Raw genomic sequence first — 19,888 nt, forward strand, 5'->3', positions numbered from 1 at the left:
AGAATGTCTGAACTTAATCATATGACAGCGCCAGCCTTACTTCAGGTGGAAAACTTGCGTGTCAGCTTTAGAAATGAAGAAAAGCAGTACATTGAAACGGTCAAAGGCATCAGTTTTAGTATTCCAGTGAATACCACTGTGGCCTTGGTTGGGGAGTCAGGCAGTGGGAAGTCGGTCACATCGCTAGCGACTATGGGGCTATTACCTACAGAAAGCAGTCAAATTGCTTCGGACAGTAAAATTCTGTTTGAGGGGAAAAACCTACTCGACTTACCGCGCCGTGAAATGCGGAAAAAGTGTGGTAAAGATATTGCCATGATTTTTCAAGAGCCGATGTCATCCTTAAATCCTGTGTTTACGGTAGGTTCACAAATAGCCGAAATTTTGCAGTTACATTTGGGCATGAGTCGTAAGCAGGCGCGTGCACGTGCTTTGGAACTCTTGATAGAAGTGGGAATTCCATCTCCTGAAACCAAGATTGATGCTTATCCGGGGCAGTTGTCGGGTGGTCAGCAGCAGCGCGTTATGATTGCAATGGCAATTGCATGTAAACCAAAACTATTAATCGCGGATGAACCGACAACAGCGCTGGATGTCACCATTCAAAAGCAAATTTTAGATTTGCTGGAGTCTTTGCGGAAGAAGCATCAAATGTCGATGCTGTTTATTACCCATGATTTGGCTTTGGTCGGGGAAATTGCTGATCAGGTGATCGTGATGCGGCAGGGTCAAATTCGTGAACAAGGCTGGGTTAAAGATGTGCTTGAACGCCCTCAAGATGTCTATACCAAAGCGTTGTTGCACTGCCGTCCGCAACTATCTAAACGTCCTATGCGTTTGCCGATGATCAGTGACTTTATGCAACAAAAGGGCGATGACTATATTGAAACGCATACCGTCGATGTCGAGTCACTTCAACAAAGATCTCGCGGTTTAACTGGCCAAGAAGAGATCATTTTAGATGTGCGTGACCTTAAAAAGTCATTTTATAGTCGTAAAGGACTATTCGGAAAAGAGGAATTTCAAGCGGTCAAAGGCGTGAGTTTTCAACTGGCAAAAGGCAAGACTTTGGGCTTGGTGGGTGAGTCTGGTTCGGGGAAAACCACCATCGGATTATTGCTGATGCGCTTACAGGAGGCAACAGGGGGTAAAGCGCTGTTTGAAGGTCAAGATATTTTGGCCATGTCAGAAAAAGAGTTTGCTCGGTATCAACGCAAGATTCAAATTATTTTCCAAAATCCCTATGCATCACTCAATCCTCGTTTTACTGTCGGGCAGATTTTAATGGAACCGATGCAAGTGCATCGTATCGGCGCGAATGATGCTGAACGTAAACAGATGGCTTTGGACTTGTTAGAACGCGTGAGCTTACCTGCACAGGCTTTTTATCGTTATCCACATGAGTTTTCTGGTGGGCAACGTCAACGTATTGCCATTGCGCGCTGCTTAACCTTAAAACCTGAAATTTTGATTTGTGATGAGTCGGTTTCAGCGTTGGATGTTTCGGTACAAGCCCAAGTACTTAATTTGCTGCAAGATTTACAGGATGAATTTGGACTGAGTTATATCTTTATTTCACATGATTTATCAGTGGTGAAATATATTTCAGATCAAATTATGGTGATGAATCATGGTGATTTGGTGGAAATAGCCAATTCAGATGATTTGTACCAGTCACCACAGCATGAATATACCAAACGCTTACTTAGTGCTATTCCGCAAAGTGTGTCATGAATGGGTGGCTGTTGTTGTAATAATAAAAACGCTCAATAGATTGGGCGTTTTTTATGAGGGGTTTGCAGCTTGTTCGTGTTACAGAATAGAAAGTGATTATTGCATCGTAAACACATATAAAAAGAGCCACTCGAAAGTGGCTCAAATTTTGACTTTAAAAATTAAAACTTCTTAAAGCCTTTATTTCCAAAAGGTTTACGTGGCGCATTTTCATCACGCGTGTCGCGTTGACCATAAGTGCCTTTGTTGCCAAAGTTCTCTGGACGGCTGTCACGTTGTGCATAGCCTGAGTTTTGGCGTGGTTCACGTTGACCATAACCAGTTTGTGCATTGTCCTGACGACGTTGGCTATGTCCATTTGGATTTTCACGACGTTCACGGTTGAAAGCTGGCTTCGCTTGTTGTTGGCCTTCATCTTCATTGTCACGGCGCTGTTGGCGTAAGAAACCACCACGACGCGCAGCCATTGGTTTTTCTTGCATACGTTCAGTACGACGTTTTGCCATGCCGTATAAACCAGTGCCTTGGCGCGGCTTTAGCTCAACCGCTTTGGTTAAGTTGTCGATGTCGTTTTTGTCCAACTCCATCCAACGACCCGTACGTAATTCACGCGGTAAAATAACCGTGCCATAACGTGTACGGAGTAGACGGCTGACTTTTAAACCTTGTGATTCAAAAATACGACGTACTTCACGGTTACGACCTTCTTTTACCACCACTTGGAACCAACGGTTAATCCCTTCACCGCCAATTTCAGAGAATGATTCGAACTTAGCAGGGCCATCATCCAACACCACGCCTTTGAGCATGTTGTTTTTAATTTGCGGAGTTACTTCACCCATAACACGCACAGCATATTCACGTTCGATTTCATTCGATGGGTGCATCAGACGATTCGCCAACTCACCATCGTTTGTAAATAGCAGTAAACCTGTTGAGTTAATATCCAGACGACCGACCATTACCCAGCGATCATTCGCGATTGCAGGCAATTGCTCAAATACAGTTGGACGTGACTCAGGATCATTACGTGAACAAATTTCGCCTTCTGGTTTATAGTAAATCAGAACACGACGACGAATTTCATCTTCAATTTGGAACGATACTTTACGACCATCGATGCGAAGCTCATCACCTGGTTCAATACGTTCGCCTACTTGGGCAACTTGGCCGTTGACACTCACACGACCAGCGGCAATGACTTCTTCCATATAACGGCGAGAACCCAAACCAACTCGTGCGAGTACCTTTTGCAACTTTTCACTCATGACAGCATAACCTTAGAAATTATCATCAACAGTTCACCTATTTACGACTTCGGTGCATTCGCATCGAGCGCCATAAAAGCTTCCTTGGCATCCTGCAGGGGAGGCAACTGACCTAAAGAATTTAGGCCAAATGCATTTAAAAATTGGGGCGTCGTAACTAACAACGCAGGTCTTCCTGGGAGTTCACGAAAACCAGATTCTTTAATCCAGTTCCAATCAAATAACGTTCGTAACAGTTGACTGTTATTTGAGACTCCTCGAATTTGTTCTATATCTGCTCGAGTGACGGGTTGATGATAAGCAACCACGGCCAACATTTCGAGTAGCGATGGCGAGAGACGAGTTGGTCGCTCTGGCCACGTTTGTGCAACGATTTGACGGTATTTTGCTCGAACCTGAAAACGAAAACCTTGAGCAGTTTCAATCAGTTCAATCGAACGACCATGTTGTAACATGGCAAGTTGTTGTAAAAACTGGCGTAAATCTTGTTTGCTATATTGATTTTGGAACGATTCTTTCAATCGCGCAAGTGAAACAGGCGCATCACTGGCAAAAATAATCGCTTCTAACTGCATCAGTACTTCATGCAAGTTGTCTTCATTCGTTACAGGAGCGGTTTGTTCTAACATTATTTTTTGACTCCTTGTATCGAAAGCGGTGCTTCAACACCTGAACTCACAATTTGAATACGTTGCTGGCGGGTTAACTCTAAAATGGCCATAAACGTCACGACCATGCCCATACGTCCTTGAATGGGACGCAGCAAAGATTCAAAAACTAAAACTTCACCTGAAGCGACTTTGCTTTCAATAAAAGCCATACGCTCTTCAAGTAAAACTGGTTCTTGTGCAATTTGATGGGTGATCGGCTCAGGTCGGTTAAACACGCAGAACAGTGCATCACGCAGCTGTTGTACATCATGACCATCATTATTATCCAGAGTTTGGCCTAAGCTGACATTGGTTGAGAAGGTGTCTCGCTCTAATATAGGCATCTGCCCCAAGCGTTCAGCCGCTTGTTTAATACGGAGATAAGTTTCTAAACGGTCAATCAGCTCTTGTTTTGGGTCTTTTTCAATTTGGATTGCATTCGGTGCTTTTGGCAACAGCAAACGTGACTTTAAATCAGCCAAGAGCGCGGCCATCACCATATAGTCTGCTGTCAGCTCAATGTTAAGCGACTTCATGGCATCCATATAAGACAGGTATTGCGCTGCAATCGGAGCAATATCTAACTGTAATAAGTCGAAGCCATTTTTTTGAATCAGGTAAATCAGAAAGTCGAGTGGTCCTTCAAAATGCTCTAAAAGAATTTCAAATGCAGCTGGAGGAATATATAAATCCTCGGGGATGGAGTCATGCCACTCATCCATAACACGGATTTGTGGAAGATCTTCCATGGCATTATGGACGGATTGATTCATTACAGTTATTGGCCACGCGAATTTTCAAAGGCATGATTATGTTTTTTCGAATCAGTACTTAAGGAGAAAAAGTAGAGGCGATTTAAAAAATACATAATTTTAATAGGGCTTAGTGTAAAACAAATTGCGGCATGAATACATGATTTCACCGACCAAATAACAAAAAAAGCTGTAAATAAATAGAGAGTATTTATTTGTGTGATGCTTTTTATCTGCTGATGTCGTGGCTAAATCTGCAGAAATGGGTTGGGTTTAAGAGAACATGACGGACTTAGGGCCTAGTCCTGTGGTTTGAAAAATAATCGATTTATTGTAAGTAGCTAGATGGGGCTGCATAGTGCGGCATTATGAATCTCAAAAGCAGCCTACAAAATAGGCATTGGATGAATACCTTAAAGAATAGCGCTGAAATACGAAGAACGTATTTCAGTGCTGCTCCAACTTCAGAGACTTTGAAGTCTCAAATTTTGGGGTGTTGATCAATCTCAGATCGTCGTGTTTAAAAATATTTAGTCTTTTAAATCGATTGTGACGGTATCGATTTGACCTGTAAATGGGTACGGCGCTTTTTCATTGTAGCGAGGTGAAACGGTTGAGCCTAAGTCCATACCGATATCGAAGGTTTCAGTTGCGGAGAAGCGATAAGGAACCACTTTTTCAACCTGACCTTGGGCAACCGTTTCGCCATTGACGCTGATGGTCACGGGTCCGCCAATACCATGTCGACCTTCACGCGGAGTTTGTTGATAGTCTACGACGATGGTGTGTTTACCCGGTGCTAATGCTTTAGTGGCAGCAATCCGATAATACGATTGGACAAAGAAGTTGTATTCGTATACAGGTATGCCATTTTCCAAATACAAAGAGAAGCCACCACCTGAACCACCTTCAGCCACAATTACACCATTGGCACCGCTTTTAGGAATGACAACGTCAGCTGTAATGCTATGTGAGCGTTGATACATGGGTGGTGCACTGCCTTCAGGTAGACGCGTGGTTCCTGCTGAATAGGTGAATTGCTTTCGGCCACGAACTGAAGAAGGCCGTTCTGGATTAAAGGCACGTTCCACAAAACGGGCATCTAATGGGTACACACCATATTTGCCTGCTTCTTGGTCGAACAGTTTCTGCATTTCTGCTAGGCGTTGAGGCTCTTTGGCTGCTAGGTCATGCGCTTGGGAAAAGTCCTGTTTGATATTGTATAGTTCCCATGGACTATCTTTAAAGCCTAAAGAGCCACTGAGCTTCCACGGTACGCCATGGAAGGATAAGGCAACCCAACCGTCTTGATAGATGGCTCTATGTCCACCCGTTTCAAAGTATTGGGTATGACGCTGATCTTTGGCTTTTGCATCATTGAAACTGTATGCCATGCTAATGCCAGACATTGGCGTTTGCTTTACACCATCTACTAAGTTGGGCTGCGGAATATTGGCTGCTTCTAAAATAGTTGGGGTGATGTCGGAGACATGATGGAATTGGTTATGGATCGCATGCGTGGCTTTAATTTTCGCAGGCCAAGAAACGATCATGCCATTACGTGTTCCCCCGAAGTGAGAAGGAACGCGTTTCATCCATTGGAACGGGGAAGAGCCAGCCCATGCCCAACCGACAGGATATTGGTTTTCGTGCTTTGGTCCGCCAATTTCATCAATGTGTTTTAATTGATTTTCAACGGTATCTGGAAAACCATTTTGAGTCATTAGGTTATTGATAGTACCCGTTAACGTCCCTTCAGCACTGGCACCATTATCCCCCGCAATAAAAATAATGAGGGTATTGTCTGCATCTGGAAGTTTCTTGATGGCTTTAATCAAACGTCCCATTTCATGATCTGTTTGTGCGAGAAAACCTGCAAAGACTTCTTGATGTTTTGCAAACAAGCGCTTCTCATCTGCACTCAGAGCAGCCCAAGCTTGAATACTGTCTGGGCGAGGAGTCAAGTCGGTATTCTTAGGGACAATACCAAGTTTTTTCTGACGGGCCAAGGTTTCTTCACGGACTTTGTCCCAACCTTGCTTGAACTGACCTTGAAACTTATCAATCCATTCTTGATTGACATGCAGTGGTGCATGGACGGCAGCGGGTGCCATATAGACAAAATACGGTTTATCTGGAGAGACTGAGCCTTGACGATTGATCCAACCAATTGCATCATCAACCAAGTCAACATTCAGGTTATAGCCTTGCTCTGGTCGTTTAGTGGGTTCAACGGGTGTCACCCCGCGGATCAGCTGTGGTTCCCATTGGCTCGACTCACCACCAAAGAAGCCATAAAAATATTCGAAACCGAGACCTGTTGGCCAGCGCTCAAAAGGTCCAACAGGGGATGTTTCCCAGTCAGGGGTGTTGTGCCATTTACCAAATGCCGCAGTGGCATAACCATTGTCTTTAAGGATTCTAGCCACACTGGCACTTTCCTTAGGCCATATCGTGTTATACCCCGGATAACCCGTTGAAAGTTCGGTAATGGTTCCCGCTCCAACTTGATGTGGGTTTTGTCCCGTTAAAAGCGCTGCACGTGTTGGAGAGCTAATCCCTGTGGTATGAAAACGATTGAAGATTACACCATCATCTGCAAGTTCATCCATTTCAGGTGTCGGCACAGGTCCCCCAAAGGTGCCAGCTTGCCCAAAGCCCAAGTCATCTAACAAAATCACCACCACATTGGGTGCATCTTTAGATGCTTTTATCGGTTGAGGGAAATCTTGTTTAGAGCCTTCAAAGGTTTCTTTAATCACCCCTTTAAATGCGGGTGTGGGTTGGGGTAAGACCAAGCCTGTCTGATTGAGGGCTTGATGTGGAGTACTTTGGTCTTCGGCGGCGGCTAAAGCGACATGTGATGCTGTAATAGCTGCGACCAAGGTGAGGATGCGTGTCAGTGGTTTCGGTATTGAATTCAATGGTCTATTTTTGTTCATATACAATCCCTTATTAAAAGTTTCCTTGTTGTGGTGTTGAAAAACCGTATTTAGTTTTGAAAAAAATGCGCGAAAATGCGAAGTAGAAAGAAAAGACCTACAGAATAAAAAGGCTTAGATGTTTGGGTATTCCGATTGAGTTAGAACTCCAGACATGAGGCTTTCTCAACTTTGCCTCATCTCATGCAACCTGTTGCAGGTTCGATTTAAACGAAGCTGAGATAGCTGTTTGGGGGAAACCTGAATAGTTGGAAACTGAATGTAATGGATTGGCTTAGATGCACTGGAGTAGTTGAAACTGCAAACAGGCCTAATCTTGTTATATTCCCTTGGTTCGGCATTTTTTGTCCTTATTGATTTGATTATGATGTGGCTGTTTTTCATGCCCATGACGATCCATCGTCAATGTACGGCGAAGTATGTTTGATGTTCTGGCCGTACAGTAGCAAACTGCTTCGGAAGATGAACCACTCAAAAGAATGGACTTGGCTGTTTTTTCCGCACTTTAAAATGAAGATGGCTCTTTGCAGTAACATCGGTTGTGAGCGCTAAAGCCACACAGGTGAAGTGGTTTAATTTTTATGGATGTGTACTGATTTGAAAGCCTAGGGATGTAAAGTACGTCCAAAATATGCATAAATGCGTCAGTTGACGCCAAGGAAAAGATTCATCCACAATTTACTCAGGTCCTTGTAGCGCAAATTCAATGATGCGCTGACAGCTGTCTTGTAGGCAGAGATTTTTGGGTTCAAGATATTTGAAGTATTGTTGGATGGTCGCGATCGGCAGGAAATAGCTATACAGATTCTCTTCCCGCATAATGCAGTTGATTGAACTCGGGTTTTGCACCAAAGTCTCGGACTCAAGTGTCCAAGGACGCTGCACATATAAACTATGTTGCTCGGGAAATTGATTCAGATTGAGCAAAACCGTAAACAGGGTCATGTTGATCTATTGAGAATGTGAGATTCAGTTTCCCTAGCGAATAAATGCAGCGCATCACTCAAATGCGCTGACATCGCCAAGCCCACGGCGAATCACTTCAGGGTGATCACCTGATAAGTCGACAATACTGGTGGTGCTTAATGTGCCCAGCCCGCTGTCGATAAACACATCAATTCGTTTTGATAGTTGCATTTCTATATCATAGGGATCATCCAGCGGTTCTTCCTGATTCGGCAGGATTAAGGTACTGGTTAGTAGCGGCTCGCCTAACTCTTTGAGTAACATTTGGCACACTGGGTTACTTGGAATGCGTAAACCAATGGTTTTCTTCTTTGGATGCATCAAGCGTTTTGGAACTTCACTGGTTGCAGGCAAAATGAAGGTGGTCACGGCTGGTGTATTGTTTTTCAGTAAACGATACATAGCATTGTCCACTTTGGCATAAGTGGCAATATCGGACAGATCTGCACAAATGATGGCATATTGATGTTTGGCCCCAAGGCCGCGAATTTGAGCAATCCGCTCCATGGCATTTTTATTCCCAATCTGGCAGCCAATGGCATAAGCGGCATCAGTTGGGTACACCACCACATCGCCTGCGCGAATCCGTTCTACTGCTTGGCTGATTGAGCGTGCTTGAGGGTTATCAGGATGGACTCTTAAATGAAGCATCGTTTTTATCTCCTGATGGTTTTTTCAACATTATCGCGCTTTATCTCGGTGATGTTCAATGACCAAAATGTGAATCGTGCTAAATTTAGTCGAGCATTTCTCTTTGAAATTCATCGCTCTGTAATGTTTTGCTAGCACGAGTACATAGGCAAATACAGTCAATGAAGTGTTTCGCATCGCGCGGTAATTGGGCTTGGCCTGAAAAATAAGCCTGAACTTGAGCGAAAACATGGTCTTTAAAGCGGTTGCCGTCACCTCCTTCACCAGTCAGATTGTCTAAGGAAACACGGAACTTCCGACCAAAAGCTGTGGCAAATAACCATTCAATGGCTTGCGGTTTAATTTCAACCTGTTCAAATAAAGCTTGTTGTTCCGCTGTGCGACCATCGGGTGCATACCAGTAGCCTAAGTCGGGGAGTAGACGACGTTTGTTTCCTGCAATGCTCCAATGGCTGATTTCATGCAAGGCACTATTAAAAAAACCATGGGCAAATTGGATACGCGCAGGGGTGCTGTCTGTAGCTGGAAAATATTCAGGTTCAAAGTCACCTTTAACCAAGTTGACATTCAGGTGGGAAAACCAACGATTAAAGTGTAAGATGAGCCAATCAACTTGTTCTGCTTCTGTACACAAATTCTTCCACGTCGAGAGTTGCGCTTGGCGGTTTGAAATGTCAGAATTGATAGTTGAAATTGTGCTCACAAGTGATGAAATACTCACTTCTGTTTGCGGCTGCAACAGATGCATGACTTAAGTTACCCAAATGGTCTGTCTAAATAAGTACGAAATTGTATCTTAATCTTTGACAGAGTACTGATGAATTTGTAGAATTGCCGCCTTAATTATGTCAGCAAATACCTTTCCGGCACAGATTGAGCCGTTTAAATGGGCCGAACAAGGCTTTACATGGGCAGGAACACTGCCATTGTCTCGCTTTGTTCGTATTGCTCGTGAAGCTGTTGGATCAATTGATGATCAATTGATTAACATAGACTGTAAGCTATCAATGGATGCGTATCATCGTATTGTATGGCTAGATGGTCACGTTGAAACGAATGTTCCAATGGAATGCCAGCGCTGTTTAGGCACGGTAAACATTGAACTCGTTTTAGATTTTCATCTAGCTCTAGTGGATGATGAGTCACTGATAGAGCGCTTGGATGAGGATGCTGATTTCATCGTCTTAGGTGAGAGTGAAGCAACGACAAAAGGTAGCTATGATGCGCCTGCGACGGCTGATTTACTGTCTCTGATAGAAGATGAATTGTTATTGTTGATGCCTTTGTCTGCTAAGCATGACGCTTGTGAACATAAGCACCAACCTGCCGTTGAAGAACTTGTTGAAGAAAAGCGGGATAATCCGTTTGATGTTTTGGCAGGTTTGAAGGGTAAACTTAACTAATTTTTGTGTTATACTCTTCTGTATAAGACAACTGAATTTGTTCTGATCCATATTTTTCGATTTGTAAGGAGCCATCATGGCCGTTCAGCAAAACCGTAAAAGTCGCTCTCGCCGTGACATGCGCCGTTCACATGACGCTTTAACCGAGAATGCATTAACTGTAGACCAAGCTACTGGCGAGATTCACCGTCGTCACCATGTATCTAAAGATGGTATCTACCGTGGTCGTCAATTATTCGCTAAAGCATCTGCTGAATAATTGTCGAAGCATTGAGCGTAAAGCTTAGTGAAAAAAATGGGAGCGTAAAGCTCCCTTTTTTTATTTCTAAATTTTAATGCGCTGGTTTTTGTTGTATTTGGCAATTACATCGACCTAAATTAAGTGTTAAATTTTCGCTCCATAAACGAGAGCAAAGACAAGAAAGGACTTTTTTATGTCTGCGAAACAACTTGATCAAGTCGCTCAGGCAACAAAGACAGCTTTTGTATTTCCCGGTCAGGGTTCACAAAAGGTTGGTATGTTGGCTGAATTGGCAGAACAATTTGCCAGTGTTGAAGCAACATTTGCAGAAGCCTCTAAAGCGGTTGGATTCGATTTGTGGCACATTGCACAATCTGGCGAAGGTTTAGATCAAACTGAATTTACCCAACCTGTGTTGTTGACTGCCAGCATTGCCTTGTGGCGTGTATGGTTAGAACTCGGTGGTGTTGTACCCAAGTATTTGGCGGGACATTCACTCGGTGAGTACAGTGCATTGGTTGCAGCAGGAAGCCTAAGCTTAGGCGATGCAGCCAAGTTGGTAAACTTACGTGGCAAACTCATGCAAAGTGCTGTACCGCAAGGAAAGGGCGCAATGGCGGCCATCTTAGGTTTGGACGATGCGCAAGTTGTTGCTTTATGCCAACAGGTTTCGAGTCAGGCTGAGGGTTCGGTTGAAGCGGCTAACTACAATGCTCAAGGTCAAGTGGTCATTGCGGGTGAAAAAGCAGCAGTTGAAGCAGTCATGGCTTTAGCCAAAGAAAACAGCGGCAAAGCGATTGCACTCCCAGTTTCTGTTCCATCGCATTGTTCATTGATGAAGCCTGCTGCAGAGCAGTTCGCACAAGCTTTGGAACAAACTGCCATTGAGCTGCCTAGCATACCTGTAATACAAAATGTGGGCGCGGAAATTGCTACAGATGTAGTACAAGTCCGCCAAGCACTTACGGCTCAGTTATATGAGTCTGTACAGTGGACCAAAACCATGCAGTCTATTCAGGATCAAGGGATCCAATATGTTGCAGAGTGTGGTCCAGGCAATGTTTTGGCAAACTTGGCAAAACGTCTACCCAATATTGAAAAAGCATTTCCACTCGATAGTAAATCACGCTTGGAAGATGCACTAAATGCCATTTTAGTGGCTGAAGGAAAAATTGCATGACACAGGAACGCAAAATTGCACTCGTGACAGGTGCAAGTCGAGGGATTGGTGCTGCCATCGCTCAGCAACTTATTCAAGACGGTTATTTTGTTGTGGGTACTGCGACATCTGAGTCAGGTGCAGAAAAACTTGCTGTAAGCTTCGGTGAACACGGTGCAGGTAAAGTACTCGATGTTCGTGATGGTGCTGCCATTGATGCGCTTGTAACTGACATTGAACAAAACTATGGCCCTGTGTTGGTTTTGGTGAACAATGCTGGGATTACCAAAGATAATTTGTTACTTCGTATGTCAGAAGATGACTGGGATGACATTTTAAATATCCATTTAAAAGCAGTTTACCGTTTGTCGAAACGCGTTTTAAAGGGTATGACCAAAGCGCGTTTTGGACGAATTATTAATATTAGTTCTGTGGTTGCGCATTTTGCCAACCCAGGTCAGGCCAACTATTCAGCCGCGAAAGCTGGTATTGAAGCATTTAGCCGTAGCCTTGCAAAAGAAATGGGCAGCCGTCAAATCACTGTAAACTCAGTGGCGCCTGGTTTTATTGCAACAGAAATGACTGAGCAATTAAGCGAAGACATCCGTAAAAAAATGAGCGATCAAGTGGCCTTGAACCGTTTAGGTGATCCACAAGATATTGCAAATGCGGTGAGCTTCTTGGCATCAGACAAAGCAAATTACATTACTGGTACGGTAATGCATGTAAATGGTGGTCTATACATGAGCTAATTGGCTGATGGATAAACTTTCAAAATTTTAAAGATTCAATTAAACTAACGGCATTAAAAACGCCACAAGCAATGAGGAGAATTCCTGTGAGCGATATCGAACAACGCATCAAGCAAGCAGTTGCAGAACAACTTGGTCTTAAGGCTGAAGAAATCAAAAACGAAGCATCTTTCATGGATGACTTAGGTGCTGACTCTTTAGACCTTGTTGAGCTTGTTATGTCTTTCGAAAACGACTTTGACATCACAATCCCAGATGAAGATTCTAACGAAATCACAACTGTACAATCTGCGATTGACTATGTTTCTAAGAAACTAGGTTAATACATATTGTTTCAGCTTTGCTGAATGAAAAAGCCACCCACTTGGGTGGCTTTTTTATGCCTTTCAAAAAACGCAAAGCGCCTAACCCACCTTTAAAATCTTTTATTTACTCGGGTAACTTACAAAGTTTTACTTTAAGAGGACTATTCGCTACCAAATCTGTTGTCTTTTTTGGGTATAAAAAAGGGTGTCTCATTTTTGAGCATTCAATATAACAACACCGATATAACAAGATGGAGCATACACATGGGTCTTTTTGATTTTGTTAAAGGCATTGGTAAGAAGAACACAGCAGCAGCCGAGCCTCAAGCCGCACCAAGCACACCAGCAGAGCCATCGGCTCAAGAAATTGCCAACAAGTTATTGGGTCATATCAAAGCATTGGGCTTATCTGTGACGGGACTTTCAGTCAGCTATAACTCCACCACGGATTTGGCGACCGTGAAAGGGCAAGTTCAGACCCAAGCCGATAAAGAAAAGATTGTTTTAGCCGTTGGTAATATTGACCATGTGGCACAAGTCGATGATCAACTCACTGTAGCTAGCCCTGAACCTGAAAGTAAGTTCTACACAGTTAAATCGGGGGATAACTTATCGAAAATTTCCAAAGCATTTTATGGCGATGCCAACCAATACAATAAAATTTTTGAGGCCAACCGTCCGCTATTGAAAGATGCAGATGATATTTTCCCAGGCCAAGTGCTGCGTATTCCTGCTTAAGTCCAAAGGTTTAAAAAAGGCGCATGAAGCGCCTTTTTTATTTGAGAGTGGAATGTTGATCGAGTGCTTAGCGACTTGCTTTCACAACAGCATGCTGATTAAGCATACCTAAGGTAATTTTTTTTACCTCATCTCGACTTTGTTGAATGTGAGTACTGATCTTTTCAACGGCAAGCTCCGTCTGTTGCTGTGCTATATAATTCAAAATGGCTTGATGCTCCGCATAGGTGGCTTCAATCCGATCTGTTTTTGAAAAATCGAGGCGACGAATAATGCGAATTTTTTCACTGACTTCTTGGTGAATTTTGATCATTTCTTGATTGCCAATGGCACGAACCAATGCACAGTGAAAATCTTCATCAATTTTCGCCATGGCTTTTAAACTTGACAGATACTGCTCAGGTGCAACCATCCAAATTTTGTGTAGGTGTTTCATTTCCTTCGATGGCTGAGATGCACTGCTGCATAACTTTCGAATTGCGTACTGCTCAATCATGATGCGTAGCTCATACAGCTCATCGTAGTATTGCAAGTTCAATGGACGGACAGTCCAGCCACTACGAAATGCTACCTCTACATAGCCTTCTTGTTGCAGACGATATAGCGCTTGTCGTGTAGGCGTACGACTGACCTGATAGTTCAAGGCGATTTCGGATTCGGTAAAACGTTCACCCGGCATCAATTTGAAATCAAAAATATCGTTTTTTATTTGCTGGTAAACCAGTTCAGACAAATTGTCTGAACTTGAACCTGCACGTGTCATATTCGGCATGCGTTATTCCATATAAACCAAAGGCTCACCGCTATGAACGGTTTGTCCAGCCCGACAAATAATGGCTTTGACAGTACCATCATCCGCAGCGTACACCGGTAATTCCATTTTCATGGCTTCAATAATAGCAATGGTTTCACCTTTTTTCACAATCTGACCTTGTTCCACTAATATTTTCCAAATATTACCGGTCATCGAAGCATGTAGTGCTGCATAGGCGCTGTAGTCAGTCTCATCAGGTACTTCTGCAATCAGATGCTCTTGATGATCAGCGCTTTCTTTCCATAAGCCCACTTCAGCACTAAAAGCGTGTTGTTGCTGTGCTCTAAACTCGGCAATGCTGTCTTTTTCATCTTCAAGCAGTTGTAAATACGCGGCATAGTCAAATTCAGTGTCTTCAATTTGAATTTGTGCTTGACCATTTTCAAAGTCGGCACGCCATTGCTCTAACTCTGACTCAGATACGGGGAAGTATTTGATTTGATCAAAGAAGTTTAGAAACCATTGTTTGTCGCCAAACTGTTTGTTCTTTTTAAACTTATTCCAAATGGGTAGAGTGCGTCCGACCAGTTGGTAGCCGCCTGGAGAGTCCATACCGTAGATACACATATACATGCCGCCAATGCCTACGGTACCTTCAGCGGTAAAAGTACGTGCAGGGTTGTATTTTGAACTTAATAGGCGGTGGCGTGGGTCAATCGGTACTGCACATGGGGCGGTGAGATAAACATCACCAAGGCCTAAAATGAGGTAGTTAGCATTGAAAATAATCTCTTTGACTTGCTCACGACTGTCTAAGCCATTGATGCGTTGAATAAAATCGACATTGTTCGGTAGCCAAGGCGCTTTGGCACAGACACTTTCTTGATAGCGTTCAACAGCACCTAAAGTTGCACTGTCTTCAAATGCCATGGGTAGATGAATGATCCGTGACGGAATCTTGATTTGGCTTAAATCCCCCATTTGCTGTTCAAGCTTGAGTAGAAATGCGATCAATTGATGCTGTGGAAGCGTGAGTCCATCATATTTGATTTGCAGCGAGCGTACACCGGGGGACAGTTCCAATATGCCTTTAATATTGGCTGCGCGGATTAATTGTATCAATTGGTGAACGCGCAAGCGCAGGGCCAAGTCTAAAACGTTGTCACCGTACTCCAGTAAGATATAGCTGTCACCCGCTTGGCGGTATACCGTGCGTGGAGACACGTCAGTTGCCTCTAAGCTGGCAAGAATTGCGGATGGCGGAATGTCACTGCTTGGCGGCTCAGAATTAAGGGCTGCGTGGGCAAAGTTTTCGATCCGTTCAATTTGTTGTTGTTCTAAGGCATTGGCTTGTTCAACAGTTAAAGGATAAAAGCTGATTTTATCATCGGCCTTAAGTTGACCCACTTTCCAAAGTTCAGCTTTGGCAATAGTTACAGGGCAAACGAAACCTCCTAGACTTGGCCCATCTTTGGCTAAAATGACAGGGAAGTCACCTGTGAAGTTAATCGCACCAATAGCATATTCGCAGTCATGGACATTGGATGGGTGGAGCCCTGCTTCACCGCCATTTTCACGTGCCCAGCTTGGTGTTGGCCCTGATAGTCGGATGCCTAAACGGTTGGAGTTAAAGTGTACGGTCCATTCGGATGCAAAAAACTCTTCAATATATTCGGGTTTAAAAAAGTCAGGTGCACCATGTGGTCCATACAGCACCCCAATTTTCCATTCTTTGCCATAGCTTGGAATCAGTGCAGGAGATAGAGCCTGTGGTTCTTGCATGGCTAAAGGGATATCACTATTTGGATGGGCTGTGTTGACGAGTTTGATCATGTCGCCTGCACGAAGTACACGTCCTGCATGCCCGCCAAAATTACCTAAAGCAAAAGTCGAACGACTGCCCAAATATAGGGGGACATCGAGTCCATGACGCAGTGCTAAATAGCTACGGCAACCAGACTCGACCTGTCCTAAGCTGAGTACTTGACCTGCGCGAATGTGAATCGGCTGCCAAAAGGTCACGGACTTATCATCGAGTTGCGCAGGGCATGGCGCACCTGTCAGTGCAATCACACTGTCTTGGTGAAACTTGAGACTTGGGCCTTGCAGAGTGAACTCGAAGCCTGCTGCGCTAGCATCATTCCCCACAATTTGATTGGCCAATTGAAAAGCATAGTCATCCATAGGACCCGAGGGTGGTACACCGATATCCCAATAACCAACACGTCCCGGAAAGTCTTGAATCGAGCTTTGTGTGCCAGCTTTGAGAACTTCAATCACATTCGGCACGTAGTCAAAGTCGTCTAGCAGGCGTGTCCAGATTTGCATTTGTGCAAAGCGTTCATCGGAAATTACGTTATGTGCATAGTCCAAGTTGGTGCTGATACCATTTAAACGAGTTTGAGAGAGCACACTTTTTAGTTGCTCAATGGCTTGTGCACGGGTGTCAGCATGTACGATGATTTTGGCAATCATCGGGTCAAAATATTGCGAAATTTCTGTTCCTGTTGAGACCCATGTATCAACACGACAATTGTCTGGAAATACAACTTCGGTCAGTACACCTGGGCTGGGTTGGAAGTTCTTAACTGGATCTTCTGCATAAATACGCACTTCAATCGCCGCACCTTGCGGTTGGATGTTGCTAAGCGCAGTCCAATCCAGTGCATCGCCCGCAGCGACTTTAAGCATGCATTCAATCAGGTCTAAACCCGTCACCATCTCAGTGACAGGATGTTCTACTTGTAGTCGGGTATTGACCTCAAGGAAGTAAAATTCATCACGTGCAGCATCATAAATAAATTCGACCGTACCTGCGCTGCGGTAATTGACCGATTTGCCTAGTTCAACTGCTGCTTGGTGTAGTTTTTGACGTGTGGCTTCGGGCAGATGAGCCGCAGGGGTTTCTTCCACTACCTTTTGGTTACGACGTTGCAATGAACAGTCGCGTTCGCCCAATGCAACCACTTGACCTTGACCATCACCAAAAATCTGAACTTCGACATGGCGTGCACGGTCAATAAATCGTTCTAAAAATACGCCCGAATCTTTAAAAAATTGTGCGCCTAAACGTTTGACGCTTTCATAAGCTTCAACTAAGGCTTGTTCGTTATCACAGCGGGTGAGACCAATACCACCGCCGCCTGCGGTGCTTTTCAGCATGATGGGGTAACCAATCTCTGTAGCCGCAGAAATTGCTTCATCTAAGCTGCCAAGTAGGCCTGTACCTGGTGTCATGGGCACTTGAGCTGCGGCGGCAAGCTCACGTGCACGGTGTTTCAGGCCAAACTCTAAAATTTGTGTCGCTGTTGGCCCCATAAAGGCAATATTATTTTTCTCACAAGCCTCTGCAAATTCAGCACTTTCTGATAAGAAGCCATAACCCGGGAAAATAGCTTCAGCCCCCGTTTTTTGAGCGGCTTGAATCAATTTTTCAATGCTTAAATAAGTGTCGGATGGTTTTAAGCCGTCTAGAGCAATGGCAATGTCCGCGTCTTTGACATGTTGTGCGTAACGATCACTGTCTGAATATACCGCTACACTGGTCATCCCCAGTTTTTTTAAAGTGCGAATTGCACGTACGGCAATTTCGCCACGGTTTGCAATCAATACAGTTTTAAACATTTTAAATTCCTAAATTTGACTAAGCTTGTTCTACTTTTGAATTGTTACGGTGCTGGATATAGGTACGCCAACCACCAAAATGACTGATGTTTTCGGCATCGTTCAAGCCATAAGGTTCACAAATGAAACCTTTCACCCATCGACCGTCTGCCAGTTCGACATTGCCCATGCCTAGTGGTGTCGGAATCTCTGCGACAAACTCTCCAAAGCGAGCGGTGGGTACATCCCACAGTTCAACAATGATCTGTTGACCGTGTTCATCGACTCGGGCTAGACCGGGTTTAGGCGGGATCGTGCCATTCAGTGCAAACAGGGCATAGTGCTCAGCGGTATGCGTGGTTTCCACAAGCACAGCATCACGTGTGAGCAATTGGAAGTTCAACGGCATTCCAGTCAGGTGTGCGCCAACCACCGCAACACGGATATGATGTGGAGAGACTGTGTTCTGTAGCTTTGGAATAGATGCATATCGGTCTAAAGCCCCCAGCTTTAAGTTCAAATGCGTCTGCCAAATTTTCCCAAATTCAATCAGGGCTTGGTCATACCATGCAGGTGCAATTAGGCTGATACCGAAAGGTAAACCGTCGGTGCGGAAACCCGCGGGTAGGGCGAGGGCACTTAAATCGGCGAGGTTGGTAAAATTGGTATAAGTCCCAAACTCAGAGTTCAGACTAATCGGTGACTGTTCCATTTCTGTAAGGGTGTGAATGGTTGGAGAGGTGGGAACAATCAATGCATCAAATTGGGCCAAAGTGTCTTGAATTTTTCGGCTTAAGTCTTGCTTTAAGTACTCCGCGTTATAGGCATCAATTGCACTAAAATCATGACCTTTTTGAATGATTGCACGCACTGTCGGATCGAAAACCTCAGGCTGCTGCGCCAACAACTCGGCAACCGCCGCTGTACGTTCTGCCACCCATGAGCCTTGATAGAGTTGGGCTGCCAATTGTTCAAACGCTGAAAAATCAATTGCAGTAATTTCAGCACCGAGAACTTTTAACTGTTCTACAGCCAGTTGGAAGGCATATTTAGCTTGGTCATCTCCAAAGAATTCTAGTTTTTGGGGAATAGCAAAATGTGGTTTAGCCGAGAGTTTCGCAGGTGTAGTTTTGGGGTGCTGGCGTGAATAGCTATCTAACGCATCGTAATGTTCTACCGTTTGGGCAATGGTGTCGGCGTCTGTTACCGTTAATGCAAAAATTGAAATACAGTCCAAGCTTTTACAAGCTGGTAATAAACCACGATTTGAAAAACGACCTTTAGTCGGTTTTAGCCCAATAATATTGTTAAATGCAGCAGGAACACGGCCAGAGCCTGCGGTATCTGTTCCGAGTGCAAAGGGTACCAAGCCACGAGCCACAACACTGGCTGAACCAGAGCTAGAGCCACCACTGACATAGTCAGCATTAAACGTGTTACTGACTGCACCAAAGGGAGAGCGTGTCCCGACAAGCCCCGTTGCGAATTGGTCTAAATTGGTTTTTCCTACAACAATTGCCCCTGCATTTTTAAGCAGGCGAATGGTTTCTGCATCTTGTGTAGCAACAGTTGTCAGGGCTTTGCATGCGGCCGTGGTGACAAAACCAGCAACGTCGATGTTATCTTTCACTGCAAACGGAATACCGTATAAAGGTAATTCTTTGCTGAGGTCTGTAGCTTGCTCTGCTTTTTGCTTTAAGGCTTCAATTTGTTGGGAAAGTATTTCTGTCGTAGCAATTGAAATCCATGCATGATCAGGTTGGGGTAGTTGCGCTACATAGTCGATTAAATCTTCAAGATGAATATCTTGGTTGAGATAAGCGGTTTGCCATTCTTGAAGTGTCCAGCCAATGCATTTGTTCTGACTCATTTTTTGCATTCCAACTTGTATACATGATGGAATACAAAAATGCAGAATCTATGCCAATCTAATCAATTTTATTTATCTTTAGTTATAATTTTTATAAATC

General features: G+C 44.1%; 17 protein-coding genes. 7 read left to right on the plus strand and 10 right to left on the minus strand.

The features are described from left to right. Positions 1–3: 3 nt before the first annotated feature. The gene (locus AC4MDD_RS03955) at positions 4–1,734 is read left to right on the plus strand and encodes an ABC transporter ATP-binding protein (protein ID WP_491882334.1); all 1,731 of its coding nucleotides are present in this window, start codon (positions 4–6) and stop codon (positions 1,732–1,734) included. Positions 1,735–1,895: 161 nt separating this feature from the next. Here AC4MDD_RS03955 and rluB read toward each other — a convergent pair whose 3' ends face one another. The 7 genes from rluB to AC4MDD_RS03990 all read right to left on the minus strand — a co-directional run bounded on the left by rluB (position 1,896) and on the right by AC4MDD_RS03990 (position 9,711). Further along, the gene (gene rluB, locus AC4MDD_RS03960) at positions 1,896–3,002 is read right to left on the minus strand and encodes a 23S rRNA pseudouridine(2605) synthase RluB (protein ID WP_491882335.1); all 1,107 of its coding nucleotides are present in this window, start codon (positions 3,000–3,002) and stop codon (positions 1,896–1,898) included. A gap of 41 nt (positions 3,003–3,043) precedes the next feature. Next, positions 3,044–3,631: an SMC-Scp complex subunit ScpB gene (scpB, locus tag AC4MDD_RS03965; RefSeq protein ID WP_010327370.1), complete on the minus strand. Its 588-nt coding sequence runs from the start codon at positions 3,629–3,631 to the stop codon at positions 3,044–3,046. Further along, complete coding sequence (locus AC4MDD_RS03970; protein WP_005400316.1) at positions 3,631–4,425, minus strand: segregation and condensation protein A; 795 nt, start codon at positions 4,423–4,425, stop codon at positions 3,631–3,633. The genes scpB and AC4MDD_RS03970 overlap by 1 nt, the downstream gene beginning before the upstream one ends. Before the next feature lie 509 nt (positions 4,426–4,934). After that, the gene (locus tag AC4MDD_RS03975; RefSeq protein ID WP_491882336.1) at positions 4,935–7,346 is read right to left on the minus strand and encodes a sulfatase-like hydrolase/transferase; all 2,412 of its coding nucleotides are present in this window, start codon (positions 7,344–7,346) and stop codon (positions 4,935–4,937) included. Between the two features lie 678 nt (positions 7,347–8,024). Continuing rightward, positions 8,025–8,291 (minus strand): hypothetical protein, encoded by a 267-nt coding sequence (locus AC4MDD_RS03980; RefSeq protein ID WP_279043354.1) that lies wholly within the window; start codon positions 8,289–8,291, stop codon positions 8,025–8,027. A gap of 54 nt (positions 8,292–8,345) precedes the next feature. Next, on the minus strand, positions 8,346–8,963 hold the full coding sequence (locus AC4MDD_RS03985) for an L-threonylcarbamoyladenylate synthase (protein ID WP_004695345.1): 618 nt from the start codon (positions 8,961–8,963) through the stop codon (positions 8,346–8,348). An 85-nt stretch (positions 8,964–9,048) separates the two neighbouring features. Continuing rightward, positions 9,049–9,711, minus strand: a complete 663-nt coding sequence (locus tag AC4MDD_RS03990; protein WP_491882337.1) for an elongation factor P hydroxylase — start codon at positions 9,709–9,711, stop codon at positions 9,049–9,051. Positions 9,712–9,808: 97 nt separating this feature from the next. On the opposite strand from AC4MDD_RS03990, the gene AC4MDD_RS03995 reads away from it, so the two are divergent. From AC4MDD_RS03995 to lysM, 6 genes are all read left to right on the plus strand, one after another. Further along, on the plus strand, positions 9,809–10,366 hold the full coding sequence (locus AC4MDD_RS03995) for a YceD family protein (RefSeq protein ID WP_078426153.1): 558 nt from the start codon (positions 9,809–9,811) through the stop codon (positions 10,364–10,366). A 76-nt stretch (positions 10,367–10,442) separates the two neighbouring features. Continuing rightward, positions 10,443–10,625, plus strand: coding sequence for a 50S ribosomal protein L32 (gene rpmF / locus AC4MDD_RS04000; RefSeq protein ID WP_004695348.1), 183 nt, complete (start codon positions 10,443–10,445; stop codon positions 10,623–10,625). A gap of 175 nt (positions 10,626–10,800) precedes the next feature. After that, positions 10,801–11,787, plus strand: coding sequence for an ACP S-malonyltransferase (gene fabD, locus AC4MDD_RS04005; protein WP_491882338.1), 987 nt, complete (start codon positions 10,801–10,803; stop codon positions 11,785–11,787). After that, positions 11,784–12,518: a 3-oxoacyl-ACP reductase FabG gene (fabG, locus tag AC4MDD_RS04010; RefSeq protein WP_062034057.1), complete on the plus strand. Its 735-nt coding sequence runs from the start codon at positions 11,784–11,786 to the stop codon at positions 12,516–12,518. Before fabD ends, fabG begins: the two co-directional genes overlap by 4 nt. Before the next feature lie 86 nt (positions 12,519–12,604). Next, on the plus strand, positions 12,605–12,841 hold the full coding sequence (acpP, locus tag AC4MDD_RS04015) for an acyl carrier protein (protein ID WP_004695351.1): 237 nt from the start codon (positions 12,605–12,607) through the stop codon (positions 12,839–12,841). Positions 12,842–13,087: 246 nt separating this feature from the next. Further along, a complete protein-coding gene (gene lysM, locus AC4MDD_RS04020; RefSeq protein ID WP_279690623.1) occupies positions 13,088–13,561 on the plus strand; it encodes a peptidoglycan-binding protein LysM in 474 nt (157 codons plus the stop codon). Between the two features lie 67 nt (positions 13,562–13,628). Here the strand turns inward: lysM and AC4MDD_RS04025 are convergent, their stop codons facing one another. From AC4MDD_RS04025 to atzF, 3 genes are read right to left on the minus strand one after another with little or no spacing between them, the layout of a single operon-like run. Beyond that, a complete protein-coding gene (locus AC4MDD_RS04025) occupies positions 13,629–14,333 on the minus strand; it encodes a GntR family transcriptional regulator (RefSeq protein WP_491882339.1) in 705 nt (234 codons plus the stop codon). A gap of 3 nt (positions 14,334–14,336) precedes the next feature. Then, positions 14,337–17,939, minus strand: a complete 3,603-nt coding sequence (gene uca / locus AC4MDD_RS04030; RefSeq protein ID WP_491882340.1) for an urea carboxylase — start codon at positions 17,937–17,939, stop codon at positions 14,337–14,339. Positions 17,940–17,958: 19 nt separating this feature from the next. Next, positions 17,959–19,788 carry an allophanate hydrolase gene (atzF, locus tag AC4MDD_RS04035; protein ID WP_491882341.1) on the minus strand — a complete coding sequence of 610 codons (1,830 nt, stop codon included), beginning with the start codon at positions 19,786–19,788 and terminating at the stop codon, positions 17,959–17,961. Between the last annotated feature and the right edge of the window lie 100 nt (positions 19,789–19,888).

The sequence above is a fragment of the Acinetobacter sp. CAU_H_29a_1 genome, assembly GCF_058599505.1.

Bases quoted from the DNA above. Each gene is read 5' to 3' on its own strand.
- AC4MDD_RS03955 (WP_491882334.1), top strand. From the start codon at position 4: ATGTCTGAACTTAATCATATGACAGCGCCAGCCTTACTTCAGGTGGAA.
- rluB (WP_491882335.1), bottom strand. From the start codon at position 3,002: ATGAGTGAAAAGTTGCAAAAGGTACTCGCACGAGTTGGTTTGGGTTCT.
- scpB (WP_010327370.1), bottom strand. From the start codon at position 3,631: ATGTTAGAACAAACCGCTCCTGTAACGAATGAAGACAACTTGCATGAA.
- AC4MDD_RS03970 (WP_005400316.1), bottom strand. From the start codon at position 4,425: ATGAATCAATCCGTCCATAATGCCATGGAAGATCTTCCACAAATCCGT.
- AC4MDD_RS03975 (WP_491882336.1), bottom strand. From the start codon at position 7,346: ATGAACAAAAATAGACCATTGAATTCAATACCGAAACCACTGACACGC.
- AC4MDD_RS03980 (WP_279043354.1), bottom strand. From the start codon at position 8,291: ATGACCCTGTTTACGGTTTTGCTCAATCTGAATCAATTTCCCGAGCAA.
- AC4MDD_RS03985 (WP_004695345.1), bottom strand. From the start codon at position 8,963: ATGCTTCATTTAAGAGTCCATCCTGATAACCCTCAAGCACGCTCAATC.
- AC4MDD_RS03990 (WP_491882337.1), bottom strand. From the start codon at position 9,711: ATGCATCTGTTGCAGCCGCAAACAGAAGTGAGTATTTCATCACTTGTG.
- AC4MDD_RS03995 (WP_078426153.1), top strand. From the start codon at position 9,809: ATGTCAGCAAATACCTTTCCGGCACAGATTGAGCCGTTTAAATGGGCC.
- rpmF (WP_004695348.1), top strand. From the start codon at position 10,443: ATGGCCGTTCAGCAAAACCGTAAAAGTCGCTCTCGCCGTGACATGCGC.
- fabD (WP_491882338.1), top strand. From the start codon at position 10,801: ATGTCTGCGAAACAACTTGATCAAGTCGCTCAGGCAACAAAGACAGCT.
- fabG (WP_062034057.1), top strand. From the start codon at position 11,784: ATGACACAGGAACGCAAAATTGCACTCGTGACAGGTGCAAGTCGAGGG.
- lysM (WP_279690623.1), top strand. From the start codon at position 13,088: ATGGGTCTTTTTGATTTTGTTAAAGGCATTGGTAAGAAGAACACAGCA.
- AC4MDD_RS04025 (WP_491882339.1), bottom strand. From the start codon at position 14,333: ATGCCGAATATGACACGTGCAGGTTCAAGTTCAGACAATTTGTCTGAA.
- uca (WP_491882340.1), bottom strand. From the start codon at position 17,939: ATGTTTAAAACTGTATTGATTGCAAACCGTGGCGAAATTGCCGTACGT.
- atzF (WP_491882341.1), bottom strand. From the start codon at position 19,788: ATGAGTCAGAACAAATGCATTGGCTGGACACTTCAAGAATGGCAAACC.